We start from the raw sequence: 26,874 nt of genomic DNA on the forward strand, positions 1-26,874 counted from the left end.
TTACTCTCAGTTAGCGTTAAACTCGACCTTCTCTAACCCTTCAACCAATTGTTTCTTATCTAGCCCTTCCCCTATTATCACCAAGTTTGTCGGGAAACCGAAATCCTGTTCTAATAAAGTTGGTACCCCAAATGAATATTGTAATAAGTGTGGGTACTTATCTCCATGGAATTTCACGAAACCTTTCACACGATAAATGCCATCAGGTAAATTTGAAAGCCATTCATATAATTTATCTTGATCGATTGATTTCGTAAATTGATATGTCATCGTTTGTATATGCAAATGCTGTTTTACATGTAATGTTTCATGCTCTTCATTACTTCCAAATTCAGCTTCTTCTATATCATTCAAAGATATATTGCAATACTTTGTTTCATACAATTTCGCATGATTATTGATTGCTTTTACGTCTTCAAATACTTTGTTCTTATCTTCTTCTGTTAATAAATCTGATTTATTAATGAGAATATGGCTTCCATATTTCAATTGCTCATGTAATAGCTGTTGTACATTTGCACTTAATACACTTCGATTTAACCATCTCACTGCATCTAATACGACTACTATAGATTTCACTTCAAGGAAAGGTGCTAGAATTGGTGATACACATGCATCTAACACCTCAATTGGATGTGCGACGCCTGTTGTTTCTATATAAATTACATCCGGTCTTTCTTGTTGATATAGTGAATGTAATTGTATTTCAAGCTCTTCTTTTAACGTACAACAAATACATCCTTTTAGAAGTTCTCTTAACACATTCTCTTTTCCAATAATATCTGTATCTACCGAGTATTCACCTATTTCATTCATTAAAACAGCAACTTTTCGATTTTTCTTCTTTTCTGCTAATAATAAATTTTGCAGCAACGTTGATTTCCCGCTACCTAAAAAACCACCTAATATATGAATTTCTACTTTACTCATATGACCGACCATCCATTTCTCTACTTCAAATTTCTTCAAAGCGTAATTATTACGATTTATATTTATCATTTTATTAAAAGAATAACTATTTGTAAACAAAACTGCTAGATTATCGTTTCATTTTCATTCACTTCATGAGCAACTCTAATTCCGGACTCGATTGCCCCTTGCATCCATCCATGTGTTAACGTCGTATGTTCTCCTGAAAAATGCACTCTTCCAGCTGTTGGTGTAATATATGGAAACAGTTCAAGCTCTTGTCCTGGCTCAAAAGCTGTAAATGCTCCGCAAGAATACGGATTTTGACTCCAACTAAAAGAAGCACCTGTTACAAACTCACTATAAACCACGGTACCATATATTTGCGCTAAATTTTTTAATGCATAACGAATACGTTCTCTATTCGAGAGACTATCCCATGTTAACGCCTCATCTGCCCACGTATAACTTGCTAAAACGATAGCTGCCCCTGGTGTATGAATGCCATAACTCGGATAATATGTAAAGCGTATAGGTAAATCTGTAATTGATTTCCCACCACACTGCCCCGCTCTTTCCCAAAATCTACTTTTGAACTCTATCGCAATTTTAGTCGCTGCAATATAATTCAATTCACGAATTGCCCGCCTTTTAAAATAAGAGAATAAATGATACGGCTGTACTTCTACAAAGCGCAAAGCTGTAAATGGAATTGTGACAATGGCAATATCACCCGTTATTATAAATCGCTCTAACGTTTTTTCACGGTTTACTTGCATCATCACTTTATTATCTTCTTGTATTATTTTTTCTACTTTATATGACATGAAAATATTATCCTTTAGCTGTTGTAAAAATGAATTTGGTAATGCATCCATCCCGCCCGTTATCTCGTAATATTTTGTCGTTGAAGTAAAAAAAATCATTTCCCGTAATACTTCAATTAAAGACATTCCCATATATGCTTCCATATCAAGAAGTACACCGATCATATCTATTGCTCCATCAGAATAATACTCGGTTAAAAAAGAACCGAGTGAATATGTTTTATACTTTTTTTCAACAATAATCCAGTTTTTATTAGGATCTTTCTTAATATAATTAAGTATCGGTTCTAATACCTCTAATATTAATTCTTCTGCCGTTTTCCCTCTTTCTGTTTTTAAAACTGGATATCCGAGTACACTTGGATCATTTTCAAACACATTCAATCTCGTTCTAATATTATTCGTATAGATTATATCTGAAGAAGTTTTATTAATAAAAAGATTTAACTTTAGTTTAAATTTACGAATGTAAGCTAAAGTTAAATCATGAGTCTCCGGAATACGCATAGGGCCTGCGTTAAAATATAATCCTGTGCTAAATGGCTTACGAATTGTATACACCCTGCCGCCTATTCTGTTATTTGCTTCTATAATCGTTACCTCGTGCCCAGCTTCTTTTAATAAAGATGCTGCAACTAATCCAGATATCCCCGCACCAGCAATTGTAATCCTTTTGGGGTTATTTGTTTTGGCAAGCCCCTCATGGATAATTTGAAGCATTTTTTCCATCGATAATGGATTCCCCATGCCAAGTCCCCTTTTATGAAGGATTTTACTGAATTATATTCGTTTAGCAGGGTTCCTATGTTTCGGTCAAGTAATTGGACGGATATATTTTCAATTACTTGAATATCTTTTATAAAATGTAATAAAATAGATACGAAACTATAGAAGTAAGACGTATTATCTTACGTAATAAAATTAACGAAATAGCGAGGAATTTTGAAATGAAAAAAGGTATTAACCGTGTTGTATTAGTAGGAACAGGAGCAGTAGGATGTAGCTATGCTTACTGTATGATTAACCAAGCTGTCGCTGAAGAATTTGTTTTAGTTGATGTAAATGAAGCAAAAGCAGAAGGAGAAGCAATGGACTTAAGCCATGCCGTACCTTTCGCACCAGCTCCAACAAAAGTTTGGAAAGGTAGTTATGAAGATTGTAAAGACGCAGATCTTGTTGTAATTACAGCTGGATTACCACAAAAGCCAGGTGAAACACGCTTAGATTTAGTCGAGAAAAACGCTAAAATCTTCAAACAAATTGTTCGTAGCATTATGGACAGCGGATTTGATGGCATCTTCTTAATCGCAACTAACCCTGTAGATATTTTAACTTACGTAACTTGGAAAGAATCTGGTTTACCGAAAGAACGAGTAATCGGTTCTGGTACAACACTTGATTCTGCTCGTTTCCGCTATATGTTAGGTGAGTACTTCGATATTGGCCCTCATAACATTCACGCTTATATTATTGGAGAGCACGGTGATACAGAACTTCCAGTTTGGAGTCACGTATCAGTTGGTATTCAAAAGCTAGAAACACTTCTTGAAAAAGACAACACATATAACCAAAAAGATTTAGATGAAATCTTTATAAACGTTCGTGACGCAGCTTACCACATTATTGAACGAAAAGGTGCTACATACTACGGCATTGGTATGTCACTGCTGCGTGTTACGAAAGCAATCTTGAACAATGAAAACAGCGTATTAACTGTATCAGCATATCTTGAAGGTCAATACGGCCAACAAGACGTTTATATCGGCGTACCTGCTGTCTTAAACCGCGGCGGTGTTCGTGAAATTTTAGAAGTTGAATTAAGTGAAGAAGAAGAATTAAAATTCGATCATTCTGTTCAAGTATTAAAAGAAACACTGGCTCCTGTACTTTAATCAAATATCTAGTAAAAAAAGCAATCCAACTCATATTGGATTGCTTTTTATTTCCCCTCAATATAAACGTTACTATTCTCCATGGCAGAAAGGAGTGATTTCATGGATGATTCTTGGCCGATTGGAGCCCTCTTACTAGCTGTAACATCCTTAATACTCTTAAGAACACTATTTCCAAAGAAAAAATAACCGATGTTTTCACCAAGAGAAAACATCGGTTACATTTTCTATCATTTATTATCTTTAATCGGTTCATCATTAGTTACGTCAAGTATATCTAATAAAAAGATAAAGATCGGAATCCCGATAATAAGCCCCCATATTCCGAGGAAATGCTCTGAAAAGATAAGAATCATAAATGTATAAAAAACAGGCAAATTCGTTTTTGCAGACATAAATTTTGGATTTAAAAAATAACTTTCAAGAGCATGGATTACTGTAATGAATACTAGTATGTATACAACATACATAACCCCACCGACGTTATAGGCAATTATACAAAGTGGAAACAAGGAAATAATAACACCAGCAACTGGAATCAAACCGAGTAGAAAAACCATGACAGCTAATACAAGAAGCTGCGGAAACCCTAAAATGACAAGTGCGATTACAGTGAGAACACCATTTACAACCGCAATTAAAAACTGTGCTTCAATCACCTTTCCAAACGATCTTGCAAATCTTTCGCCGAAATATGCAATCTCCTCATAAAAAATCTTTAATTTACTATCTTTAAATTTGGACGTGAATGAAATAATTCGCTCTTTTTCTAATAAGAAAAATAAGCTTAAAATAAGAGACAATAATATTTGCAAACTTACCTTTCCTATGTTTGCTATTGATTGATAGATGACATCCACACCTTGTTCAATATATTTTGATACTTCCATTTCATTAATTGCTGAAAGTACGTATCTAATCATCTCATTATCAGGTGGATGTTGAAAAAACAATTTAAATTGATAAATTAATTGTGAAATTTGTATCGTTAGTACCGGTAAATACTTATACAATGTTGTGACAATAAATGTCACTAATATTATATACAAACAAGCAATAACGACCTTCCTATTCACTTTCAATTTTTTTGAAATAAAGCGTTGAAACCGATCCATTAAAAATGTCAGTATAAACGTAATTAGGATTAAATTGATCATACTTTTTAATCCATATAATACAAGTGCTAATATTATTAAAACGAGAAACCGTTGAAACCCTCTACTTCGAAAGAAATTTTTCACTTCATTCATTAAGAATTAACCTCCCCCTTCATAAAATGTAATAGTATTACAACACACACTTATTCATTGTAATACTATTACATTTTATGAACTTCTATAGACAATCTTTCTTACTAATTGGGAAGAATCCTTTTTTTCTTTTTTATTGTCGGATTTTTTTGTCTAATACTTTCTAAAAACTACTTTATCAATTCTATCTTTATCTTTCGTTTTTCTGTCATAGTATCTTTTTCGTCATAACCTACCACTGAATTAAATAATGTTGCCGCTTCTTTTTCCGTTTGTACATTATCTTTTACGATGACAGGAATGCCATTTAAGTTCGATTTCTTATTTAACGCTCTCTCTTTATCTAACTTTCGTGCTTCCTCCATCGCATTAGGATTAATCTCTGTAACAGCATTTAATGCTATTCCATTTTGATCATGTTCCTGTATTCTAAAGAGATAAATACTCGTTAATTCTTCATATGATAATTTCCCATCCTCGACCATTTTTGAAGCTCATCTACAGTGGCATTCACAACTTCTTTTGCTTTTATCTTAATATTATCTATGTTGACTCCTTTAAGCTGATTATGTATCGGTTTTAACACTCGTTCTTCATCATATACAATTCGCTCAGGTTCCTTTGGAAAATAATTTTTATATACGTATATCCTCCGGCACATGCCAATAGGACAATCCCTCCTGCGATAGACAACGTTACCTTTACCCATTTTTTTATGTTGTTCCCTCCAATCTACAAGTTGCTCACTAGTAAATTTTCAGATTGAAAAAAGAGAGTTATCTTCTTAACTCTCTCTAGACAAAATGCTAAATGATACAATTAATTATTCCAATCAAATCATTACTTTTTTTCCATTCGCTTCGCTAACAATTCCTTCACTTGGTTATAGGTTAACCCTGAATTTTTATTTAAACGTTTTACTTCCTCAACATCAGTACCTACCACTGTATATTTTTTATCATCATTCATTTTTCTACTTCCCTTCTCACTGGATTATTTCTTATATTCCTTCCCTAAATGCACATAAATTAACACCAATACAAAAAAGGAAGCTGTTTCTAATCACAGCTTCCTTCTCATTATATATTGTATTTCTTAATAAAATTTCACTACATCTTCAGTAGGTAAGAATGTTCTTTCTCCTGGTTGTTCATTTGGTTCACCAAATGGCATTTGTCCTACTAAGCTCCACTCTGCTGGAATGTTCCAAGTTTCTTTCACTTCAGCATCTACGATTGGATTGTAATGTTGTAATGATGCTCCAATTCCTTCAGCAGATAATAGCATCCATACCGTATGTTGTAACATTGCATTTCCTTGATGAGACCAGAATGGGAACTGCTCTTTATATAATGGTGCATTTTCTTGCATTTTTTCTACTGTTGCTTGATCTTCAAAGAATAGTACTGTTCCTACACCTGCATGGAAGCCTTTTAGTCTTTCTACAGTTGCTTCAAAGTTTTCTGCTGGTACGCGGGCTCTTAGTGTTTCTTTTACGATATCCCAAAACTTTTCATGCTCTCCATCCATTAATACGACCATACGGCCACTTTGCATATTGAAAGAAGTTGGTGCGTGTAAAGCCGTTTTTAAAACTTCTTCAATTTTTTCTTTTGTTATTGTAGCGCTTTTTGTTACTTTACGAATTGAACGGCGGTTTACGATTGCTTCTTTTAAATTTGTTGTAGTTGCTGACATTTTAATTCCTCCAAATGTATGTTTTATAATTTATTTAAACAAATTAATTTGATTCCTCCATGACAAACGAATTAGCAATAGCCATCCGTATTACATTGCATTCCTTCAAATGAATTTGTTTTATCCTTCTCGATTTCTTTATCAATTACTCTTTGTAACGTTTCTTTACTAGCAAGCCCTTGAATGACTTCATCTCCAATCATTACAGTTGGGACAGCCATAATATTCGCTTCATCATATGCATGTTGAATTGCTTCTTGATGTTTTTCTTTATATTTACGAGTTACTAAAGCATCTTTAAATTCAGCTTCAGGAAGCCCTACTTCTACCGCTAATTTCGTTAAAACATCAATATCCTCAATGTTTTGTTCTTCTTGGAAAAATGCTGTGAATACACGGTGATGATACTCATTTCCAAGTCCACGTTCTTTCGCAAATTGACATCCTTCGAAAGCTAAATGTGTATATGGATGCGGTGAAACACGTGGTAATCGCATTTCAATTCCTAATTTCTTTGCAGTAGGAAGTATGAAAGCATCCCATGAACCTAATTTATCTGGCTCATTCCAAGGATCTATTTTAGAATATGGACTTGGACGCAATTCAAATGGCATCCATTCAATTTCTACATCTTTCTCTTTCGCTACTTCATCTAATGGACCTTTTGCTAAAAAGCAAAACGGGCATATAAAGTCTGAGTATACTTTCATTTTTACAGTCATATCTTTACACCTTACCTTTATAGTTGTAATCAATATAGTTACAATAATAACAAAAAAATATAGATATTATTTCAAGAATTCATTTTCTCTTGCAAGGATTCAAACAACTGTCCCATCGTAATATTTCTCAAAACTTCTTCCATCGCGGATTGTGCTTGAATTAAAATAACTTCTAACACAGCTTGAATATTTGCTCCAATTGGACAATCTGGATTTGGTTGCTCGTGCATATGAAATAGTTTGTCTGCTTCTACTACATTCACTGCGTGATATACATCTAACAATGTGATTTCATGTAAATCCTTTAATAATCCCGCACCACCTGGTCCACGATTTACGTAAACAAATCCAGCTTGTTTCAAGTAAGACATTATTTTGCGAATTACTACCGGATTTGTATTTACACTTTCGGCCATATAGTCCGACGTACAAACTGAAGATGGATTGTTTTTCAAAATAGATAAAATGTGAACAGCTATAGAAAAGCGGCTACTAATTTTCATCGTTATCACCACCTCGATGTAATCATTATAGTTACAACAAAAAGATAAGTCAATCCTTTTTATAGATTTTTTTAGGTAAATAAAAAAAGTGCCTCATTACGATATATGAGACACCTTATCTTATTCTGCAAATAACTCTTGAAATTCTTCAATAAATAACTGAACAGCAAGTGAAGCTTCCTTTAATGAAGGAACAGCTAAAGCAATTTCTCTCCACACTTGCGGCTCCAATTCTCGCGTTTGCACGTTCTTTGGTAAATTCGTTAAAGATAATTCAGCTAATATTGCAATTCCTAATCCTTCTTGAATCATATTTAAAGATGTTGTTACAGTCGAAACTGCATATTCAACTCGAAGTGGCACGTTTGCTTGTTTGAACATATCAATAATCGGCGGTTCATATCCACCTTTAAATAGTATAATCGGTTCGTTCTCTAAATCACTTATCGTAATAGAACTTTTCTTACAAAGGGGATGATCGTCCCTTAAAACTACAACCATCTTCCCTTTCGTTACTGGGACTATTTCCATATCTTTATTCGGTAAAATGACAATTCCAATATCGATAACTCGTGATAATAACCAATCTTCAACTTCTTTTAGCGCTCCCTCACAAAGAACTAATTGTAAATTGGGATACTTTTCACGAAAGATATTAATCATTTTCGGTAAGAAATACGCCGAGGCACTCGGAAAACTTCCTATACGAATCGTTCCAACTTCATGCCCTTTCTCCATCGCCACTTCTTGTTCAATCTTCTCAACACCATTCAAGATTTCTCTAATATGTACAAGAATTCTGTTTCCAACATCCGTAACGATTAACCCTTTTCGTTTATCACGTATAAGAATAGTAACTCCTAACTCTGACTCAATACTTGAAATCGCATGACTAACGGCTGGTTGCGTCATATTTAAAACCCCGGCAGCCTTCGTAAAACTACCTAACTCAACCGTTTTAATTAAAACTTGAAGTTGTGTAATTGTCATAACTAATCACTTATACTCCTTATAAAAAAGATTCATTTTATTTATCATAGTCGATATCATATCATAGTGAAATGAATAACAACAAGGAGGTCTCACAGTGACACAGCTTTCTCGAACTAAGACGGCCATAATCCTTACCTTTCTCGTTTTTATGTGGGGAATCAATTGGCCGTTATCTAAATTTGCTCTGCATTACACACCACCCGTACTCTTTGCAGGGATTAGAACATTAATAGGAGGATTTATCCTACTTATTTTCGCATTACCAAAATACAAACAATTAAATTTAAAAGAAACTTGGCATTTATACTTTATTTCATCTTTACTCAATATCATTTTATTTTACGGACTACAAACTGTCGGACTTCAATATATGCCCGCCGGACTCTTCTCCGCAATCGTATTTCTCCAACCAGTCTTACTCGGCATTTTCTCATGGATTTGGCTTGAAGAATCAATGTATGGCTTGAAAGTTTTCGGACTTATTCTCGGATTTATTGGTGTAGGGGTTATTAGCTCTAGTAGTTTAACTGGACATATTTCTATTATTGGTGTGCTACTTGCTTTAGGATGCGCTATCGGCTGGGCACTCGGCACAGTATTTATTAAGAAAACTGGACACCGCGTTAATGCCATTTGGATGGTAACACTTCAACTTATTATTGGTGGATTTTGCTTAATCGGATTCGGTTCAGAATTTGAAAGTTGGTCTAACATCGCTTGGAGTATACCTTTTGTAAGTGTACTACTCTTTATTTCATTCTTCGTTATTGCAATGGGGTGGCTTGCTTACTTCACACTTGTTGGAGCTGGTGAAGCGAGTAAAGTTGGAGCTTATACATTCCTTATCCCTCTTATCGCTATTATTGTAAGTTCAATTTTCTTACATGAGGCCATTACAATTAGCCTATTTATTGGACTATTATTTATTGTGGTGAGTATTTGTTTTGTAAATATAAAGCCGAAAACACTTGCTGTAGGGCAGCAAGTTGAAGTGAAATAAATAGATATAAGAAAGAGCCTACTGCTTGTAGGCTCTTTCTTATATCTTACTTTTTACGACGTACTACAAAAATACACGTACCCATCGATGATGCAATCGCTAAAATAGATAAGACAATTGCTATTGTTTGCATATTACTTGTACCTTCATTCTTTTCCACACTAGACACTTCTCCATGTTCTCCCGTGGATGTACCTTTTGTAATAGTCGTAAGTGAATGTGGCTTCTCAGCTTTCTCATCGCCTGTCCATTCAACAATTTCTCCGTCTTTGTATTGTTGATATGCATCCCAAGCTATTTTTTGCTCTTTATCTGGATTTTTAGCAACGAAAGTAAATCGCTGGAACTGACCAGGTAAAATCCCCTCTCCTGTTGCTTCCCATACTACAGTTTTAACTTTTCCAGCTGTATCTTTTTGTTCTTCTACTTTCCATCCTGGCACTGGCTCATACTGTTGAAACTCAACTCCAGACGGTATTTTCAGTGTGATTTTTGTTGTTGCTACATTTTTTTCAACGGGTACTTTTATTGTGTAAGTCTCCCAAGAGTTAACGTCAGAAGTTGCTGGTTTTACGGTTACATGAGCACTAACAGGTAACGAAAAAATTCCCATTGCAATTATAGTTGCTATCATTGTTGTTCCTAATTTTTTTATACGTTTCATTTTCTTATAACTCCTTTTTGACTATCTATAAGTAAGAAGTCCCTAGCGGCCACCTACAATAAATTTAAAATCTAAATCGAAGCTATCAAGAGATTTTGTTAATCCATGAACATGTATATTCCAGTTTCCTGTCATATTAATATACATCCCTTCCGCTTCATATTCTCCCGGTGAAACTGCCGAAACTTTAAATGAACCTTTGCCCATATTCATATCTAATGATTGAGTCGTCAATACGATTTGTTCCATATCGGTAACAGGCTGTCCAGTCTCATCCTTTACATTAATATGGAATGTATTCTGTCCTACCTTATTAGGACTTACATGTAAAGTAAGTTCATATCCATTATCTACTTGTTTACTCTCTGTAAAAGGTCCAGTAGGGGGCATCGGCGGTGTTTGTACGTTTGTCATAAATGCTACGATTATGAAAACGATAATCCCAACAATAAACTCTACTTTCACTGAAGCTCCTAACCTTTTCTGAGCTCTCATTCTCCCTTTCACATAATGAAAAATCCCCAATATCCCCATGCAAACGAATAAAAGTATCTTTGTTAATAAGGCTAATCCATACTTCGTATCAAATAGCGAATGAATCGTTGGAATAAAAAATGTACTATTAAAAAGGCCTGTTATTAATATCACAATGACAGCACCTGTTGCCCATGGTGAAAAACGCTTAATTGCATCCCAATACATGGTCCATATGTCATCCTCTTTACGTAAAAGAAGAATAATCGATGACAGACCACCAATCCATAATGAAGCTGCAAATAAATGTAGAAAATCCATAGCGATAGCAATTTCTTTAAACTTTAAACCATATGCGTGACTATTTAAGGCCTTCATTATAAGTAAACTAATGAACAATACAAGTGGAATGCTCCATACTTTAAAAGACGAGAGCTTTTCACGTTTCATCGCAAAATATGTAACAATCATGAGCGTACTAATAAGAGCAATTTGAGTGATCCATACATAACCAAAAACAGATAGCTGTAATGTTTCTTTTAATAATAAAGGATCGAATGCTTCTAGCCATGAAACATCAGCGTTCATTTTCGCTTGCAATGGTAAATTGAATAGTAAACTAATGAATATACCAAATAATGATATCCATATTACTTTCTTACTCCTTGATTGAACTTCAATTCCCTTCCCTTTATAAATAATAAGATTAAAGAATAGAACTCCTAAAAATAGTGAGAAACTTGTATATAAAATTCCGCGTTCCACAATCATATCGATTTTGGGAACATAGCCCATCTCTTCTACTTTTATATCATCTGTTCCCGCTTCTGCTGACCCAATACGGAATGGAATAACTCCTTGAATTGGATGTCCATCAGCTGAAATAGCTTTCCACTGAACAGAGTAGAGACCATTTTTGAGATTCTCTTTTAACCCAGCTTCTAATAATTTTTTATTACTTTTATCTATATGAGCATCTTTTAAATCTACTCTTTTACCTGAGGAATCTCTTACAAACAATGTATTAAATCGTGAAACTTGTATATCCTCATCGAATTCAATTTTCACAACAGATGGTGCTTTCTTTAACGTTTCATTTTCCGTAGGGTTTGATTTCACAACATACGCATGAGCAGATACGCTTTTTGGTATCAATATAATACACACGCATGCTATTAATACCCATGCCCCTAACCTTCTTATTACTTTCACACTCATTTCACTTCTTTCTTTTTCGTCACTACACTTTCATTACTTTTTACTTTCTAAGTTTTATTTTTCGATAAAATATTAACCTGATTAAATATAAGGTTCTATACCGTATTACTCTCTATTTATTTCTCACCTCTATACTTTCAATATAATAGTAGCTACCTTCATGGATACTACTTATATTTTTAAAGCTGATTATTATTATAGCATAAAATATATTTATATAAGTTTCCGAAGAAGAAAAGTTATCGTGAATCATTTGTGAAGAAAGTGTGAAATACATAAATGAAAAGGCGTTACGTTATTACGTAACACCTTTTCATTTATTTCTCTTCCGGATAATCACAATACTCAATAATCGTTCCCTCTGTATCCGCTGGGTTAAGGTAAATTAATCGTCTACCATGTTTATTAATTCGAAGTGTATGTTCTAACGTTCGAATACCTTGTTCTTTTAACTCTTCTAAAGCTACATCTAAATCATCGACACGATAGGCAACGTGATGAACACCTTTACCTTTTTGCTTAATAAATCGTGCTATTGGAGAAGTTGTATTATTCGTCGGCGCAAGTAATTCAATTCTATCACCATCTACTTCAAGAATAGCTACTTCACTTTCAACACCGGGTGCTTCACTTACGTATCGATCTATTAAAGTTCCTAACAAAACTTTTTCATAAAAGCGTATCGTACTATCTATGTCACGAACTGCGATTCCGATATGATCAATTGTTTTTTTCATTCTATTTCCCCTACTACTTTATTTTTTCTATCCTTATCAATATTAACAAAAAAAGTTATAGAAACAAGTTCTATAACTTTTTTTGTTTAACCTATTTTCTTATTTGCTCTAGCTGTTGGTTGAACTTGATTTTTCACTTTTAAAACGCTAATACCATATCCGATAAATCCACCGATAATCGCTGGGAAAATCCAGCCTAAACCTACTTCCTGCATCGGAAGGAATTTAGTGAACACTCGGCTTACCACTTCAATGTTAACTCCAGCTGCACTTAATCCATCAAATAAGCTGATGATAAACGTTACGATTAAACTCACTTGATAAACTTCAGCTCTTCCTTTGAATAACGAGTGGAAGAATGTTAAGAAAATCAACACGATTGCTAGTGGGTAAATCGCTGTTAATACAGGAACCGAAACTGAGATTAATTGCGTTAATCCAACATTCGCCACAATGGCACTAAACACACATAGCGTAATTGCAATTACTTTGTAAGGAACTTGTGGGAATAACTTATGGAAAAATGAAGAACATGCTGATACAAGTCCCACGCTAGTTGTTAAACAAGCAACTGTAATCATTAATCCTAATAATATTCCACCATATGATCCGAAATAGTAGTTCGAAACTTTCGCTAATACTTCTCCACCATTTTCTAAATGTCCAAGCTTCGCAACACTTGAAGCTCCCATATAAGAAAGTGCTGTATAAATCATTGCTAAGATAGATGCTGCAATGATTGTTGCTTTTGCACAAACGACCATAATTTGTGTTTTCGTTTTCGCACCTTTTTCTTTAATTGCATTAATGATGATGATCCCGAATACGAACGATGCAAGCGTGTCCATTGTTAAGTATCCTTCTTGGAATCCTTTAAAAAATGCATGTGATGTATACCCTTCAACTGGTGCTTGCATATCTCCAATCGGATGAATAAAAGCAACGATTACTAAAATACCGATGAATGTTAATTTAATTGGCGTTAATATTTTTCCAACAATATCGACAATTTTCGCAGGATTTAGCGAAAAAAAACAAGTGATGCTAAAGAATATAATTGTAAAAAGAATTAAAGGTGTAGAACCTAATCCCTCTGGCATAAAAGGCTTAAGACCAATTTCATAAGAAACGTTCCCTGTTCTTGGTATTGCAAATAACGGACCGATCGCTAAGTATAAAACTGTTGTAAACACAATCCCAAATACCGGATGAGCGCGACTTGCTAATGACTGTAAATCGTCTTTACCTGAAATTCCAAATGCTAATACACCAAGTAATGGCAATCCTACTCCTGTTACTAAAAATCCAGCGTTTGCAATCCATACATTCTCACCCGCTGATTGACCAAGCATAGCTGGGAAAATTAAATTCCCTGCTCCAAAAAATAGTGCAAATAACATTAATCCGATAACTACTATGAACGAAAACGGTACTTTATTCGTCATAATAAAACCCCCATTCAAAATTCCTTATCTCATTTCCAATTTTAACTAATTGAATTTTCTGAATATTTAATTTAAGTATCAACTATTCTTGAACTCATTATAGTTTGATATATAATATTTTGCAATACTATTTTCAAACTTTTCTTTTATTTTATAAATATACATTTTTTAACATAGAAACTAGACTAAAAAACCAACATGGTCATCCATGTTGGTTTTTCTCTTTTGCTATCCTAAATTAAAATTTTGCAGCTACTTTTTTAACGTTTTCTAAACCTTCTTCAACAATTTGTTGTGAGCGATCTGGATATTGATTGTGTCCTTCAATTACAACTGTCTCTGGATTTGTAATTCCCCAGAATCCAAGCACAGTTGTTACATAATTAACTGCCATTTCCATAGGAGCCATTTGTTCTGAAGAGTAATCTGAACCACGAGCACCTAATACAACTACTTTCTTATCACCAGCTAAACCTTCTGGACCATTTGCTGTATATTTAAATGTTTTTCCAGCTTGAGAAAGATATGAAATATAAGTAACTAAAGGCGCTGGCACTGTGAAGTTCCATAATGGGAACGCAAATACAACTTTATCAGCTTCTAAAAACTGATTTAAATATTGATCTACTGTAGCAACGGCCTTCTCTTCTTCAGCTGTTAACTCCATTCCTTGACTACGTTTATATCCACCTGAAATAGCGATATTTCCGTAATAAGGAAGATCTAATGCAAATAAATCTAACTCCGTAATTTCTGTATTTGGATTTGCTTCCTTATAAGTACTTACAAATGTTTCATACATTTTTGAACTAATTGCTTGCTCCGCTGGACGATCGTTTGCTTTAACAAATAATACTTTTGACATTTTTTTATTCTCCTCTACATTCGTATTTTCTTCTTTCTTACCAAATAATGAGCTAAATAGTCCCATTTTCTTCACCTAATCTTTCTTTTCATATTCATTATTCATCATCATAAAAATTCTTATTCTAAGAAAAAGTTCCAATAGATACCTTAAGTTAAGCTATTACAACTTTTCGTTATTTAATTACCTTATGTAAGTGATTGTAATATAGTCACTTACTTTAGTCAAGTAACTTTTAATAAAAAACAAAATCTCGAATTAAAAATATTAACTAAAATACAATTGAACACCAAATACATCTTTATTACTTGTATAATAAACTTAGAGAGGAAAATTCATATATAGAAAGGATTTATTCATGAGCACTATAGAAAAGATTCAAACTTTTATTATTCTTTTTGCTGTTACATGTGGCATCGCACTCGGACAATTTAATATCGTACATACGTATTCAGACAAATTCATTGTCCCCTCCTTATTTTTCATGCTATATGGATTATTCCTCAGCATCCCATTAAAAGAAATAAAAAATGGATTTCGCAATTTAAAATTTGCTGGAACAAGCCTTACCATTAACTTTTTATGGACACCTTTCCTTGCTTGGGGATTAGGTGCATTATTTCTTTCAGACCACCCAGCACTTTGGATTGGATTTATAATGTTGATGGTTACTCCATGTACAGATTGGTACTTAATATTTACTGAAATAGCGAAAGGAAATGTAGCACTTTCTACAGCAATTTTACCCGTAAATTTAATTTTACAAGTATTACTGCTTCCAATTTATTTATTTTTATTTGCTGGTGTAATGAAGACTGTAGCGGTTTCAGTTTTAGTAGAAAGTATTGTTATTGTAATCGTCTTACCATTTTTACTTGCACACGCTACAAAATTCATTATGAATAAAATGAAAAAAGCTGACGCACTCGAGAATAAAATCATTCCATTTTTCAGCTCTGCTCAAATTGTATTTTTAAGTTTAGCAATTGTAGCGATGTTTGCATCACAAGGTAAATATTTACTACAAAATATGAATGTCGTTTTATTATTACTGATTCCTGTTCTATTGTTCTTCATCATTAATTTTTTACTAGGACAATTTATCGGGCGCATCATGCATTTATCTTATAAAGATACAGTAAGTCTAAGCTTAACAACGTTAGCAAGAAACTCGCCTGTTGCACTTGCTATTGCTGTGACTGCTTTTCCAGACGAGCCTCTTATCGCACTTGCACTCGTTATTGGACCGTTGATTGAGTTGCCAGTTCTTGCTTGTGTCTCACAAGTGTTGTTACTTATTAAGAAAAAACAGCAATACACATAATAAAAAACGTCCCAAAATGGGACGTTTTTTATTATGGAAAGATTACATACAACACTTATTTCTTATTTATCAATACAAATGAAATAACCGAAACTACAAACGTAATAATTCCAATTATAATAAATCAATCGGCTCTAAAAATTTTATATGTTATAGAAGATTAACTTTTCGTTACATTAACAGATCCTTTCTAATTAAAAATTATAGGAAAAGTAAATGTAACGAAAGCTGCCCAAAGTCCGTAGATTGGCAAATACTTAGTAACGGCATCTTGGATAGTTAAAGGCCCGGATTTGTTTTGTAGAAAACGCATATAGGAGAGCATAATCCAAATTAGGTTTGCCCAGATAAGTATGTTTACTCCTAAAACAGCAAGTCTATTAGGCGTAATCCCATAAGAAGAAAGTCTGAACACGATGGCTGACAAAGCCACACTGTCAATGATAAGCGCAAGAACAATTAAGGCAAAATTTATATAATCTGAAATGTTCTTTTTCTTGTCTGAATCGCTCTCGATAATGGAAAATATGGTAACAGCCAATACACCAAGGAGTATTCCGTTGAAGACTATCAGGAAATTGCGGTCCAAGAATGGATTTTTTCCGACCCATATAACCGTTATAAGATAGATCAACAATGTGATCAGGACAAGAGGACTAAAAATTTTAGCTATATATGGTGTAATATTCTTAGCAAGTTTAAGATTCATTGATACCAGATATGTAGCCACAATAGCAAGAGCGGCAGCACCAAATAAAACAACATTACTAAAATAGAAGTCTTCTATATTCAAGTCAACAAACCTAAATAACTGCATTGTTAATGCTGCTAGTACCATTCCGCTAACTGCCATGCTGGCGTAGAGAATACAATATTCCAAATTAAATTTAATATAAGCTAACCTTGTACTACCTTTTGAATATTCATTTCCTGTAAATGCAAGACCTACCAATACCCATAAAAATATGGGAAGGTGTAAATAAGCAAGGATAATACTATCTTTATAATTTAATGGCAACATATTAAGATAAAACCCGGAAATTAGGAACAGCGCTGCAAGGGAATAAATAACACTTTTTTTCGGAATATTATTGTAAACAAAATAGGCAGCAATAAAGGGCATTATACCAAAAGCCAGGTTAATTGGAGCAATTGCTTCCTGTTCGACAAAGTGGAAAATGATTCTGGTACTTATCCCGGCCAGAATAGCTAAAATACCCATGAATAAGAAACCTTTTTGAAGCAAGGAAGTTTTTTCTGTATTTGCTGTCTCCTTGAAATGCAATCTTTCATACCAAACACCAAGAACCTGAGAATCAGGGTTTTGTTCCCATGCATGTGAGAATGACTTTTTAAAAGCTTTCGGGTCTTTTCTATACATTCTCTCCAACTCATGAGGCTTATCAATATTTTCAATAATCAAATTGTTAATGTCCATAGTTATACCTCCCCTAATAATTGTTATATTAAGTTTCCTCCACAATATTTAACTGTCTTCTTCACTTTTGTATTCTAAAATATCTTCAGGCTGACATTTTAAAGCCTTACAAATTGCCTCTAAAGTGGCTAATCGAATCGCTTTTGCCTTTCCATTTTTCAATATAGAAAGGTTCGCTATTGTTATTCCAACCTTCTCCGAAAGTTCTGTTACGCTCATTTTCCTTTTTGCTAACATCACATCAATGTTAATTATAATTGCCATTGTTATTCACCTCAGACCGTTAAATCATTTTCTGATTTGATATTAATTGCATCTTGTAAAAGTTTTTGAAGAACAGCCGCAAAGACTGCGATAACCATCGAAGCAAAAGGAACAACCAATCCGACAAAGATAACTCCTGATGCGTCTTCTACTTCTGCAAAGATATAGAAGAGCGGCCAAACTAGCACATGCAAAATACTGATTGTGATGGCACAGTATTTGATTTTCTTTAAAGCTTTTACAGATAAATCAGAGAAAGCTTTATTTTTGTCAATATAGCATAAGAGTTTGAAAGCCTGATACAAAGCAAAATAAAAAGGTATAGCCGATGCATCAAAAGCAATGAAAACGAGATATTGTATAAAAGCAAACTGTGGAAGCAATTTTACTGCAAGATTCGCCATCTCAGGCACCAAAAAGATGCACAGAGCAAGAACTGGGACCCCTAAAAGAATAACAACTATTTTTAAAAATAACGTTGTTACTTTTCCCATAAAAAGCACCTCACTTATTTATTCTGTTTTTGATTCTAATATATTTTTTATCGTTTTACAATAAATTTTTATCAATTCAAATAATGTTTTTATTGCGGATTTTGTTTTAAGAAAAAAATATAAAGCATTCCTCATTCAAAGAAATGCTCTATAACTTTTTATAAACATCGGTGTAAGTTACTTTCAGTTGTTCTCTTAATTGCTTGTTTTCATTTTCTAATTTTTTATTTTTCCTTTATATAAAAGAAATGATAAAGATAATATAAACATCCTATTTAATACCATCTTTTCAAACAATTATTTTAAATATTTTTTAGTATTAGTACACAAAAGTCTGTAATTAAAAAATAAAAAAGCATGACATAAAATTGTCATGCTTTTTCTTTTCTATCAATATTTTTCAAACCTAACCTGTTATAGCACCTTTTACTCGGGCAGGAGCTTTTTTATTTAGTAAAGCACTTTTTTTGTTGAAACCACTTAATTTTCAAACACAAAGTTAATCTTATTATCTTTCCACTCTAACTTCGCATCAAAGGTCTTCTCGCCCTTTTTAAAGCCTTTAATTAAATCGGTCTTCTCACCTTTTAAGAGCTTTGTCATGTTTTTTTGCGAAATTGTTTTACTTAATATCTTCTTCGAGATGGTAAAGTCACATTGTGTTGTATTGTAGTTTGAACAACCGTAAAATGTGGACTTGTCAATAACATCGCCATCACATTTTTTACAGTTCCCAACCTTTTTACCTGTTGTAAATTTCGATCCTTTTCGTTCAATCGATTCAACATGTAATCCAGTGAAGTCCCACTTCTCCGACATTTCTACCGCGTCTTCAATAATTTTAGCTGATAATTTTTTCGTCTGTTCCATGAAAGTAGCTGGTGAAGCTGTACCTTCTCCAATTTCCGCAAGGCGCTGCTCCCATTTCGCAGTCATTTCTGGTGAAGCTAAAATTTTGTCTCCAATTGCTGTAATTAATACTTTCCCTTTATCGGTTGCATACACTTGGTTTTTCTGCACATCTATATATTTACGATCCTTCAGCATCGTAATAATACCTGCACGAGTTGCCTCTGTACCTAGACCTTCTGTTTTCTTCAATACTTTCTCAAGTTCTTCATTATCTAAATACTTACCGGCCGTTTTCATTAACGTAATAAGTTGTCCTTCTGTATAACGTTTCGGTGGCTGTGTTTTTCCTTCTTTCACTTTCACCTTTACAACTTTCCCTTGTTCACCTTCAGCGACAATTGGAAGAATCGTTTCGTCATCTTTATCGTCTTGGAAAATAACTTTACGCCAACCTTCTTGAATTTGCTGTTTTCCTTTCGAAATGAACTCCGCACGTTCGTCTACAAGCGTTGTAATCGTTGTGTAGTCAAAGATTGCTACTTCATAATGCGCCGCAATAAGTCTTCTTACGATCATATCGTAAATTTTCTTTTCATCACCTGATAGTTTGCTTGGATTTGTCACTTGCTCTGTCGGTATAATTGCGTAGTGATCTGTAACTTTCTTTTCATTCACATAGCGCTTGTTGCTCATAATTGATTCAATTGGTGCTGGCAATAAACCTTTATATTCATCAAACTGACTTAACTTCTGTAAAATATCAGGGAACGTCGCTGCTTCTCCTTGTGTTACATAGTTAGAATCTGAACGTGGATAAGATACTATCCCTTTTTGATATAGTGCTTGCGTTATATCAAGCGTCTTTTTCGGTGAAAATTTAAAAGCTTTGTTTGCCGTTGCTTGTAGTGATGATAAATTAAATAAAAACGGCGGCTGAAACTCTTTACGCTCCGTTTTCATTTCTTTTACTACAGCCGGTTTATTTTGACAAAACGCTGCAATTTTATTTGCCAAATCAGGATCATTTAAGCGGGACTCATTATCTTTCTCCCATTTCCCCTCATACTTCTTTCCTTCTATATTAAAGGTTGCGAACACTTCCCAAAATGGCTCTGACTTAAAGTTCTCTATTTCTTTTTCACGCTTTACGATCAATGCTAATGTTGGTGTTTGTACACGACCAGCGGAAAACACATCATTCATTCCCTTTTTCTTTAGCAAAATACTAAAGACACGTGATGCATTCATACCAACGACCCAGTCGGCGCAAGATCTTGTATATGCTTCGTAATACGTATTAATCGTATCTGATTCATCAAGTAAGTTTTTAAACCCTTGATAAATTGCTTGCTTCGTTAAAGATGAAATCCAAAGACGTTTCATCGGCTTTTGCACGTTGCAAAGATTAATAATATTTCTTACGATCAGTTCCCCTTCACGCCCAGCATCGCCCGCGTGAATAATTTCTGTTACCCCCGGATTATGTAACAGCTGTTTCACTACATTAAATTGCTTATACTTTGACTTTGTTACCTCAAACTGAAATCGCTCTGGAATCATTGGTAATGTATCGAGCGACCATTTTTTCCACTCAGCGTGATAATGTTCTGGATTACATAACTGCGTCAAATGACCAATTGCCCATGTACAGTACGCTCCATTTGGAAATAACTCATTTGCTTCTACTTCTAAATATCCATCTTTCCTGCGATATTTAAACTGTGAAACAAGAGCCAAACCTTGATCTGGTTTCTCGGCAATAATTAATTTCATTTTATAACTCCCTATCTGTATTCCAGTGTTACTTTCATTGTCTATATGTTTAGAAGCGATGATAATACAACAATCTTATTTATCATTCGCGGTTTGCCTCACAAATGTGAGACCTATAATATTATACGCTTATTCTTTATGGCTTCACAATAGAAACTCATTATATAACAATTTCTTTCACATGCTTACAAGCAAAAAAGACGCCAAAAAAAATCAAGCGTCCTTTCTTTCCTTTATTACTACTTGCTTACATTCATTAAATTGTGCAGATAATTTGCAGATATATATAAGCATAAGTACCCTCCATTTAAACATATGATGAAGTGAATGATAGGACAGGGAGGTATCATGATGTTTACTTATACGTTAACTGCCTTAACACTTTGTTGTATCTCGATTATTATTACATCATATATTTCTAAACGTAAGGGTACCCTAATGGAGTATATGGTATTTATCATGTCTTTTAGTATGAGTATCGGTTTAAGTATAGGTTTTTATTTAGGTATTCTCTTTAAAGGTGAACTACTATATTCTACTTTGCTTGCTATTTTGATTAGTGGTTTTATCGGTCTTTTAGTCGGTCTACGTTTTCACCTGTATACTGCCTTAGAAGGAATGTTCTCTGGATTAATGGCAAGTATGATGGGAGCAATGATTACAGAAATGTTAAACACTCAACAAGCTCATAGTATACTTCTTATTAGCCTCTTACTTACCATAACTATTACCATGTCATGTATGATTCAATTGTTATCAGAGAACTTTTCTACTTATATCCACCGACGGTTTCTATTATTACTTTCCATTAGCGTAGTAATTGTTCTTACTGTATTCGTGACATTCCCAGATCATACTCCCCCATCTTCCTCAGGGCACGATCAACACATGCATTAACACTTACAATCAAAATTAATAAAGCAGCTATCCAATAAGATAACTGCTTTATATCATAATAAATTACATGAATTTTATATTATTCTGGCTTATTTGGAATATTAGGGTTTGGAACATAATCAGATTTGTAATCTTTATATTTTACTTCTGTTACCATTCCTGCTGAAGCATGGTGTAAATCATGACAGTGGAACATCCATTCACCTGGATTGTCTGCTACAAAGGCTACTTCATATTCTTCTCCTGGTTTTAAGTTCAATGTATCTTTAACAATTGGAGAACCTTCTATCGGTTTTCCATCTTTACTTAATACTTGGAAGAAATGACCGTGTAAATGCATTGGGTGATCATCTGTTTTAGAGCGATTTACTAATTTTACTTTTACTAAGTCACCCTTTTTCACTGGAATTGGGTCGATATCCGGAAATACTTTTCCGTTTATTGTATATACCATTTCATTTCCATTCATTTTCGTATTCAAGTCCATATTATATGTGGTAGTATACTGCTGGTCTAACGTGAAACTACCTAATTTTTTAGTACCGTATTTCGTCATATCTAATTTTGGTAATTTTCCTTTTTCATTTGCCTTGTCTTTCATCTCTTTGCTGCCATCATATTCAATAACAGCTTTCATTCCTTTTGTACCTTTATTTTCCGAATGGTCTTCAACATACCATTTCCCAGGATTGTTAGCTGTAAATTCAACATCATAACGTTCACCAGGTGCAATTGAAATTACTTTGTCCTTAATAACTTTTGGATCATTAATTGGTTGGCCATCTGTCGCAATGACTTTCATATCATGACCGTGAACATGTATATCATGTGATAGGTAACCAGCATTAACTAGTCGAAGTCGAACTTTCTCTCCCTTGTTCACTTTTAATGGTTCCACTAAACCACCGCTTTTACCATTGATAGTGAATAGGTCATACATACTCATATCATGACCTTCCATCTTCATATTCCCATGATCCATACCCGCCATATTGCCGGAGTCTTTTTTATCACTGCCCATGTCCATACCGGAATGATCCATGCCTTTCATATCATCATTCTTTTTCGTTCTTTCATTATCCTTAGATTTATTACCGTCTGCTTTTTCTGTTTTCCCTTTTGTCATTTCTTTTAACTGCTTATCAATTTCTTCTTTATCTGTTACCCATTCATCTAACATTAATGTGTAATCTTTATCATATTTTTCATTTGTATCTTCTACAACAAGAGCACCATACAAACCTCTATCTAGCTGATTTACAGAATCTTGATGCGAGTGATACCAATACGTTCCTGGTACGTTTGCTTCGAATTCATAGATGAAACTTTTTCCAGACTCAACCGCATCTTGTGTCACGCCTGGAATTCCATCCATGTTATTCGGAACAGGATACCCATGCCAATGAATAGATACAGGTGCAGATAATTCATTTTTTAATGTCACTTTAACCTTTTCACCTTTTTTCACCCTAATTTCCGGCCCAGGAGATGAACCATTAAATGTCCAGACTGGAGCAATAACACCATTACTTAGCTTTTGCTTTTCTTCTTTCGCTATTAAAATGACTTCTGGTCCTTTTACAACTTTCAATGGTTTTGTAGCCGTTTCAGTCTGTTCTGCTTTTTTATCATTCATATTTTTATGATCATTTGTTATATTTGTGGTCGCAGAACATGCAGTAATTAAAGATATTACAGAGACTATAACTGCTGTTAATACAAATCTCTTCATGGTAAATCCCTCCTTTTTCTATTTCAAAATCATTATAGAAGATGATTTTCAAGAAAATATGGAGATGTAAAATGAACAAAATAAAAAGGCACCCAAAATTGAGCGCCTCTTCTAATTATTATTTCGTAACAACTTCATCTTCTTTTACATTCACATTATTTTCTCTCATAAACTCTTCAATCTCTTCAACTTCTCTAATGATATCTTTTGACAAGTTTTCATACCCATCCTTTGTTACAAGAATATCATCTTCAATACGAATTCCAATTGATTCTTCTTCAATATATAGACCCGGTTCAATCGTAATGACCATACCTTCTTCTAATACTCTATCTTTATATGTTCCTACATCATGCGTATCTAAACCAAGGAAGTGGCTGACACCATGATAATAATATTTAGTTAATTCCTCGTCTTCTTGAATTAAACCAATTGCTTTACATTCTTCTGCTAGCACTTTTTTTGTATGTTCATTTAATGCAGCGAATTTTAAACCTGGCTTAATAAGTTCCGTTGTTTCTTTTAATGCTTTTAACACTATATTATATATTTGTTTTTGGCGACTAGAGAATGTTCCAGTAGCTGGGAATGTGTAACTAATATCAGCATTATAGTAGTCTTTTTGAGCACCTAAATCGAGCAGTACTAAATCACTTTGCCCCACTTTTGCATCATTATCTTCATAATGCAACACAGTAGCATTTTTACCGCTCGCCAAAATTGTATTAAACGCATGATGTTTAATACCAGATGATTTCAGCGTAAAATCAAAATGAGCTTCTAATTCATATTCCATCATATCTGCTTTTGCATGCTTCAGTACGTTATAAATGCCCTCTTTAGTAACAGCAATAGCTTCTTTTATGATTTCAATTTCTTCTTCTGTTTTAAACACTCGTAATTCACAAATGTTCGGATAAACATTTCCGATTGTAATGTGAGGATATTGTTCTCTTACATGTTTAGCAAACGCTAACGTTTTCGTCTCTATACCTTTCCACTCACGAAGCTCCAAATCTAAATTCACATGTTTCACATTTTCGGTGAAAAGTGTATTTGACATTGTTTTTTCAAAGCTCTCTATATATACAACTTTCTTTATACCTGATAATTTCTCTGCTTCTTCTTTAGAAACTGTTTTTCCAACCCACTTCTCAAGCACTGGATCTGATTTTTCAATGAAAAGAGTCTCTTCTACACTATTCCCAAACTTTTTTAGCATGAAAATAACATTTGGCTCATTGATTCCCGTTAAGTAGTAAAAATTACGATTCGGTACAAATTTATAATGTGCATCAGCTGACATATGAGGTGCTTGTCCCGCAAATAAAATAGTAATACATTCCTCCGGTAATGTTTTTACTAATCGTTCTCTATTTTGAGTAAAAAATGTTGACTTCATAATAATCCCCCTAACGTTCTATGTATGCTTTTAAAACTAATTGGCCTCTGTTATTCATTTTATTATTGTTATAATTTTTCGTCAATTTTTAACCCATTTGTAGATGATGTTGACATAACAAACTATACGAGTTAAAATAACTATAAATTAGTAAGTAACTAATTTAATTTAAAATAAGAGGTGAGCAAAATGAAAAACATTTTATTCCGTATTAACGAATTAGCAAAAAAAGAAAAAACTTTAGGATTAAATAGTGCAGAAAAAAAAGAGCAACAAACGCTAAGAAAAAGCTATACGAAAGAATTTCGCGGAAGTTTAGATTCCATTTTATTAAATACAAAAATTGTAGATCCTAGCGGCGAGAACGTTACTCCTATTGCTTTACAGCATGCCCAAGACCGTTTGAAATTCAGCGAATGAGCTCCGCGTTAAAGAATACATTCAATAAAACATAAAAAGAGCTGGAATTCCTATATAGAAATTCCAGCTCTTTTTATTGTCTTTTCTAATTTAGTATACGAGCGATACATAGCAATTCTCCACGATACAATCATCGCAAAGGCAAGTAAGAAAAACATCCCGCTTAATTGCGCTAAATCAATCGATTGACTTAAATATGATTTTAATGCTACCCGTACAGCTAATAAACCAACTAAAATAAATATGAACGCTTTTGACGGTTTCATATATATCTCTTCGCCTTTTATTTCAAACTTAGTTGTTTTAATAAGAAATATAGAGAAAATAAGTCCTACGCTAATTGCCTCTACTATTTCTAACGATGTTAACCGAAACTCTGGTAAGAAGTACATCGATGCGCCCGTACTCATAAAGATTGGCGGTAATATAATTTTCTTTTTCGTTACCGGTTTTTTCGCTGACTTAAATCGAAGAAACATCACTCCAACGGCCATACAAACTGCTACGATACTTGATAAAAGTGCTAAACTCATATTCTCCACTCCTATCTATTTAAACGACTTTTTTAGCAAAATCATAAACCAAACAAGCCCGACACTAATAATGACATGAGCTAATCCAGCCATATGGCTTAAACCGTTAAAGTCCGTTCCGTTTACTTGTAGAAGACCTCTAAATACCATTGTAGCGATAGTAAAAATTAATCCTGCATTATAAACAACAAACCATGCGCGGAAGCTTTTTGTTTCTTGTACATGAAACACTTTAAATAAAGCTAAAGCAACCAAAAAGAATATGAATCCTAATACTAATACGTGCGTATGCACTAGCTGTAACATAGTGGATCCTTTAATTCCTTGTGCTTTTGTATACTCTCTTGCAAATACACCTGATAATAAGCCAATAATTAAGTACATGAATGCTGCATTATATAATTTCTTCATTATATTCCTCCTGCTGTAGAACGACAATTAATATCGTCACTTTCCATATTCGCTGCAATCATTTTACTCAAAGTTTATGAACGGAATATGAACAGAATATTACATTGTTCTTTTTATACAAAAAAAGACCTTCCACA

General features: G+C 33.8%; 26 protein-coding genes and 3 pseudogenes. 6 read left to right on the top strand and 23 right to left on the bottom strand.

Features of this window, described 5'->3' with window-relative positions; all coding sequences use genetic code 11:
- Window positions 1-6 precede the first annotated feature (6 nt).
- A complete protein-coding gene (locus tag BAU28_RS25445; RefSeq protein WP_071721027.1) occupies window positions 7-930 on the bottom strand; it encodes a CobW family GTP-binding protein in 924 nt (307 codons plus the stop codon).
- Between the two features lie 104 nt (window positions 931-1,034).
- Complete coding sequence (locus BAU28_RS25450; protein WP_071720629.1) at window positions 1,035-2,483, bottom strand: flavin monoamine oxidase family protein; 1,449 nt, start codon at window positions 2,481-2,483, stop codon at window positions 1,035-1,037.
- 200 nt (window positions 2,484-2,683) lie between these two features.
- Here BAU28_RS25450 and BAU28_RS25455 point away from each other — a divergent pair, with 200 nt between their 5' ends.
- Together BAU28_RS25455 and BAU28_RS31690 are read left to right on the top strand one after the other, a co-directional pair.
- Window positions 2,684-3,628, top strand: a complete 945-nt coding sequence (locus tag BAU28_RS25455; RefSeq protein WP_002171426.1) for an L-lactate dehydrogenase — start codon at window positions 2,684-2,686, stop codon at window positions 3,626-3,628.
- Window positions 3,629-3,730: 102 nt separating this feature from the next.
- Window positions 3,731-3,814: pseudogene (locus BAU28_RS31690) on the top strand (YesK family protein); the annotation flags it as partial.
- A gap of 44 nt (window positions 3,815-3,858) precedes the next feature.
- Here the strand turns inward: BAU28_RS31690 and BAU28_RS25460 are convergent.
- The 7 genes and pseudogenes from BAU28_RS25460 to BAU28_RS25490 form a co-directional block, all read right to left on the bottom strand.
- The gene (locus BAU28_RS25460; protein ID WP_002171425.1) at window positions 3,859-4,878 is read right to left on the bottom strand and encodes an AI-2E family transporter; all 1,020 of its coding nucleotides are present in this window, start codon (window positions 4,876-4,878) and stop codon (window positions 3,859-3,861) included.
- A gap of 194 nt (window positions 4,879-5,072) precedes the next feature.
- Window positions 5,073-5,595, bottom strand: a pseudogene (locus tag BAU28_RS25465) (amidase family protein); the annotation flags it as partial.
- A 123-nt stretch (window positions 5,596-5,718) separates the two neighbouring features.
- Complete coding sequence (locus BAU28_RS31355; RefSeq protein WP_071720630.1) at window positions 5,719-5,847, bottom strand: hypothetical protein; 129 nt, start codon at window positions 5,845-5,847, stop codon at window positions 5,719-5,721.
- Between the two features lie 126 nt (window positions 5,848-5,973).
- Window positions 5,974-6,576, bottom strand: a complete 603-nt coding sequence (locus BAU28_RS25475) for a nitroreductase family protein (RefSeq protein WP_071720632.1) — start codon at window positions 6,574-6,576, stop codon at window positions 5,974-5,976.
- A 71-nt stretch (window positions 6,577-6,647) separates the two neighbouring features.
- Window positions 6,648-7,298: a DsbA family oxidoreductase gene (locus BAU28_RS25480; protein ID WP_025150030.1), complete on the bottom strand. Its 651-nt coding sequence runs from the start codon at window positions 7,296-7,298 to the stop codon at window positions 6,648-6,650.
- Window positions 7,299-7,369: 71 nt separating this feature from the next.
- Complete coding sequence (locus BAU28_RS25485) at window positions 7,370-7,801, bottom strand: Rrf2 family transcriptional regulator (RefSeq protein ID WP_071720634.1); 432 nt, start codon at window positions 7,799-7,801, stop codon at window positions 7,370-7,372.
- 120 nt (window positions 7,802-7,921) lie between these two features.
- On the bottom strand, window positions 7,922-8,791 hold the full coding sequence (locus BAU28_RS25490) for a LysR family transcriptional regulator (RefSeq protein ID WP_002171420.1): 870 nt from the start codon (window positions 8,789-8,791) through the stop codon (window positions 7,922-7,924).
- A 97-nt stretch (window positions 8,792-8,888) separates the two neighbouring features.
- Between BAU28_RS25490 and BAU28_RS25495 the strand changes: the two genes are divergently transcribed.
- Window positions 8,889-9,794, top strand: coding sequence for a DMT family transporter (locus BAU28_RS25495; protein ID WP_025150032.1), 906 nt, complete (start codon window positions 8,889-8,891; stop codon window positions 9,792-9,794).
- A gap of 46 nt (window positions 9,795-9,840) precedes the next feature.
- On the opposite strand, the gene BAU28_RS25500 is transcribed toward BAU28_RS25495, so the two are convergent.
- The 5 genes from BAU28_RS25500 to BAU28_RS25520 all read right to left on the bottom strand — a co-directional run bounded on the left by BAU28_RS25500 (window position 9,841) and on the right by BAU28_RS25520 (window position 15,263).
- The gene (locus BAU28_RS25500) at window positions 9,841-10,458 is read right to left on the bottom strand and encodes a YcnI family copper-binding membrane protein (RefSeq protein ID WP_071720636.1); all 618 of its coding nucleotides are present in this window, start codon (window positions 10,456-10,458) and stop codon (window positions 9,841-9,843) included.
- 42 nt (window positions 10,459-10,500) lie between these two features.
- A complete protein-coding gene (locus BAU28_RS25505) occupies window positions 10,501-12,150 on the bottom strand; it encodes a copper resistance CopC/CopD family protein (protein ID WP_071720638.1) in 1,650 nt (549 codons plus the stop codon).
- Window positions 12,151-12,467: 317 nt separating this feature from the next.
- Complete coding sequence (locus tag BAU28_RS25510) at window positions 12,468-12,887, bottom strand: VOC family protein (protein WP_000750833.1); 420 nt, start codon at window positions 12,885-12,887, stop codon at window positions 12,468-12,470.
- Window positions 12,888-12,973: 86 nt separating this feature from the next.
- A complete protein-coding gene (gene brnQ, locus BAU28_RS25515) occupies window positions 12,974-14,332 on the bottom strand; it encodes a branched-chain amino acid transport system II carrier protein (RefSeq protein ID WP_048372796.1) in 1,359 nt (452 codons plus the stop codon).
- Between the two features lie 238 nt (window positions 14,333-14,570).
- Entirely contained in the window at window positions 14,571-15,263 is a 693-nt protein-coding gene (locus BAU28_RS25520) for an FMN-dependent NADH-azoreductase (RefSeq protein WP_071720640.1), read from the bottom strand.
- Between the two features lie 292 nt (window positions 15,264-15,555).
- Between BAU28_RS25520 and BAU28_RS25525 the strand changes: the two genes are divergently transcribed.
- Window positions 15,556-16,521, top strand: coding sequence for an arsenic resistance protein (locus tag BAU28_RS25525; protein ID WP_071720641.1), 966 nt, complete (start codon window positions 15,556-15,558; stop codon window positions 16,519-16,521).
- A 190-nt stretch (window positions 16,522-16,711) separates the two neighbouring features.
- Here the strand turns inward: BAU28_RS25525 and BAU28_RS25530 are convergent, their stop codons facing one another.
- From BAU28_RS25530 to topB, 5 genes and pseudogenes are all read right to left on the bottom strand, one after another.
- Window positions 16,712-17,959, bottom strand: coding sequence for a DUF4153 domain-containing protein (locus BAU28_RS25530; protein ID WP_071720643.1), 1,248 nt, complete (start codon window positions 17,957-17,959; stop codon window positions 16,712-16,714).
- A 48-nt stretch (window positions 17,960-18,007) separates the two neighbouring features.
- Window positions 18,008-18,223, bottom strand: a complete 216-nt coding sequence (locus tag BAU28_RS25535; RefSeq protein WP_071720645.1) for a helix-turn-helix domain-containing protein — start codon at window positions 18,221-18,223, stop codon at window positions 18,008-18,010.
- A gap of 11 nt (window positions 18,224-18,234) precedes the next feature.
- A complete protein-coding gene (locus tag BAU28_RS25540) occupies window positions 18,235-18,717 on the bottom strand; it encodes a DUF2975 domain-containing protein (protein ID WP_071720647.1) in 483 nt (160 codons plus the stop codon).
- A gap of 148 nt (window positions 18,718-18,865) precedes the next feature.
- Window positions 18,866-18,952, bottom strand: a pseudogene (locus BAU28_RS31160) (DUF6262 family protein); the annotation flags it as partial.
- Window positions 18,953-19,197: 245 nt separating this feature from the next.
- Window positions 19,198-21,342, bottom strand: a complete 2,145-nt coding sequence (gene topB, locus BAU28_RS25550) for a DNA topoisomerase III (protein ID WP_071720649.1) — start codon at window positions 21,340-21,342, stop codon at window positions 19,198-19,200.
- Window positions 21,343-21,693: 351 nt separating this feature from the next.
- Here topB and BAU28_RS25555 point away from each other — a divergent pair, with 351 nt between their 5' ends.
- A complete protein-coding gene (locus BAU28_RS25555) occupies window positions 21,694-22,239 on the top strand; it encodes a hypothetical protein (protein WP_071720651.1) in 546 nt (181 codons plus the stop codon).
- Between the two features lie 79 nt (window positions 22,240-22,318).
- Here BAU28_RS25555 and BAU28_RS25560 read toward each other — a convergent pair whose 3' ends face one another.
- Both BAU28_RS25560 and BAU28_RS25565 read right to left on the bottom strand, forming a co-directional pair.
- Window positions 22,319-23,971, bottom strand: a complete 1,653-nt coding sequence (locus tag BAU28_RS25560) for a multicopper oxidase family protein (RefSeq protein WP_071720653.1) — start codon at window positions 23,969-23,971, stop codon at window positions 22,319-22,321.
- A 118-nt stretch (window positions 23,972-24,089) separates the two neighbouring features.
- Complete coding sequence (locus tag BAU28_RS25565; RefSeq protein ID WP_071720655.1) at window positions 24,090-25,373, bottom strand: aminopeptidase P family protein; 1,284 nt, start codon at window positions 25,371-25,373, stop codon at window positions 24,090-24,092.
- A 189-nt stretch (window positions 25,374-25,562) separates the two neighbouring features.
- On the opposite strand from BAU28_RS25565, the gene BAU28_RS25570 reads away from it, so the two are divergent.
- Window positions 25,563-25,793 (top strand): DUF896 domain-containing protein, encoded by a 231-nt coding sequence (locus BAU28_RS25570; RefSeq protein WP_071720657.1) that lies wholly within the window; start codon window positions 25,563-25,565, stop codon window positions 25,791-25,793.
- 50 nt (window positions 25,794-25,843) lie between these two features.
- On the opposite strand, the gene BAU28_RS25575 is transcribed toward BAU28_RS25570, so the two are convergent.
- Entirely contained in the window at window positions 25,844-26,326 is a 483-nt protein-coding gene (locus tag BAU28_RS25575) for a CcdC family protein (protein WP_071720659.1), read from the bottom strand.
- 15 nt (window positions 26,327-26,341) lie between these two features.
- Window positions 26,342-26,737, bottom strand: coding sequence for a DUF2871 domain-containing protein (locus BAU28_RS25580; RefSeq protein WP_002171389.1), 396 nt, complete (start codon window positions 26,735-26,737; stop codon window positions 26,342-26,344).
- Window positions 26,738-26,874 lie beyond the last annotated feature (137 nt).

Origin of the sequence: Bacillus paramycoides (assembly GCF_001884235.1) — a bacterium.
In the GTDB taxonomy this organism is placed as follows: domain Bacteria; phylum Bacillota; class Bacilli; order Bacillales; family Bacillaceae_G; genus Bacillus_A; species Bacillus_A paramycoides.

What these genes read in the sequence shown, in the direction of transcription:
- BAU28_RS25505 (WP_071720638.1), bottom strand. Translation starts at nt 12,150, where the DNA reads ATGAGTGTGAAAGTAATAAGAAGGTTAGGGGCATGGGTATTAATAGCA.
- BAU28_RS25580 (WP_002171389.1), bottom strand. Translation starts at nt 26,737, where the DNA reads ATGAAGAAATTATATAATGCAGCATTCATGTACTTAATTATTGGCTTA.
- BAU28_RS25520 (WP_071720640.1), bottom strand. Translation starts at nt 15,263, where the DNA reads ATGGGACTATTTAGCTCATTATTTGGTAAGAAAGAAGAAAATACGAAT.
- BAU28_RS25460 (WP_002171425.1), bottom strand. Translation starts at nt 4,878, where the DNA reads ATGAATGAAGTGAAAAATTTCTTTCGAAGTAGAGGGTTTCAACGGTTT.
- BAU28_RS25480 (WP_025150030.1), bottom strand. Translation starts at nt 7,298, where the DNA reads ATGACTGTAAAAATGAAAGTATACTCAGACTTTATATGCCCGTTTTGC.
- brnQ (WP_048372796.1), bottom strand. Translation starts at nt 14,332, where the DNA reads ATGACGAATAAAGTACCGTTTTCGTTCATAGTAGTTATCGGATTAATG.
- BAU28_RS25510 (WP_000750833.1), bottom strand. Translation starts at nt 12,887, where the DNA reads ATGAAAAAAACAATTGATCATATCGGAATCGCAGTTCGTGACATAGAT.
- BAU28_RS25575 (WP_071720659.1), bottom strand. Translation starts at nt 26,326, where the DNA reads ATGAGTTTAGCACTTTTATCAAGTATCGTAGCAGTTTGTATGGCCGTT.
- BAU28_RS25565 (WP_071720655.1), bottom strand. Translation starts at nt 25,373, where the DNA reads ATGAAGTCAACATTTTTTACTCAAAATAGAGAACGATTAGTAAAAACA.
- BAU28_RS25560 (WP_071720653.1), bottom strand. Translation starts at nt 23,971, where the DNA reads ATGAAGAGATTTGTATTAACAGCAGTTATAGTCTCTGTAATATCTTTA.
- BAU28_RS25525 (WP_071720641.1), top strand. Translation starts at nt 15,556, where the DNA reads ATGAGCACTATAGAAAAGATTCAAACTTTTATTATTCTTTTTGCTGTT.
- BAU28_RS25490 (WP_002171420.1), bottom strand. Translation starts at nt 8,791, where the DNA reads ATGACAATTACACAACTTCAAGTTTTAATTAAAACGGTTGAGTTAGGT.
- BAU28_RS25530 (WP_071720643.1), bottom strand. Translation starts at nt 17,959, where the DNA reads ATGGACATTAACAATTTGATTATTGAAAATATTGATAAGCCTCATGAG.
- BAU28_RS31355 (WP_071720630.1), bottom strand. Translation starts at nt 5,847, where the DNA reads ATGAATGATGATAAAAAATATACAGTGGTAGGTACTGATGTTGAGGAA.
- BAU28_RS25475 (WP_071720632.1), bottom strand. Translation starts at nt 6,576, where the DNA reads ATGTCAGCAACTACAACAAATTTAAAAGAAGCAATCGTAAACCGCCGT.
- BAU28_RS25455 (WP_002171426.1), top strand. Translation starts at nt 2,684, where the DNA reads ATGAAAAAAGGTATTAACCGTGTTGTATTAGTAGGAACAGGAGCAGTA.
- BAU28_RS25500 (WP_071720636.1), bottom strand. Translation starts at nt 10,458, where the DNA reads ATGAAACGTATAAAAAAATTAGGAACAACAATGATAGCAACTATAATT.
- BAU28_RS25570 (WP_071720657.1), top strand. Translation starts at nt 25,563, where the DNA reads ATGAAAAACATTTTATTCCGTATTAACGAATTAGCAAAAAAAGAAAAA.
- BAU28_RS25535 (WP_071720645.1), bottom strand. Translation starts at nt 18,223, where the DNA reads ATGGCAATTATAATTAACATTGATGTGATGTTAGCAAAAAGGAAAATG.
- BAU28_RS25540 (WP_071720647.1), bottom strand. Translation starts at nt 18,717, where the DNA reads ATGGGAAAAGTAACAACGTTATTTTTAAAAATAGTTGTTATTCTTTTA.
- BAU28_RS25445 (WP_071721027.1), bottom strand. Translation starts at nt 930, where the DNA reads ATGAGTAAAGTAGAAATTCATATATTAGGTGGTTTTTTAGGTAGCGGG.
- BAU28_RS25485 (WP_071720634.1), bottom strand. Translation starts at nt 7,801, where the DNA reads ATGAAAATTAGTAGCCGCTTTTCTATAGCTGTTCACATTTTATCTATT.
- BAU28_RS25555 (WP_071720651.1), top strand. Translation starts at nt 21,694, where the DNA reads ATGTTTACTTATACGTTAACTGCCTTAACACTTTGTTGTATCTCGATT.
- topB (WP_071720649.1), bottom strand. Translation starts at nt 21,342, where the DNA reads ATGAAATTAATTATTGCCGAGAAACCAGATCAAGGTTTGGCTCTTGTT.
- BAU28_RS25450 (WP_071720629.1), bottom strand. Translation starts at nt 2,483, where the DNA reads ATGGGGAATCCATTATCGATGGAAAAAATGCTTCAAATTATCCATGAG.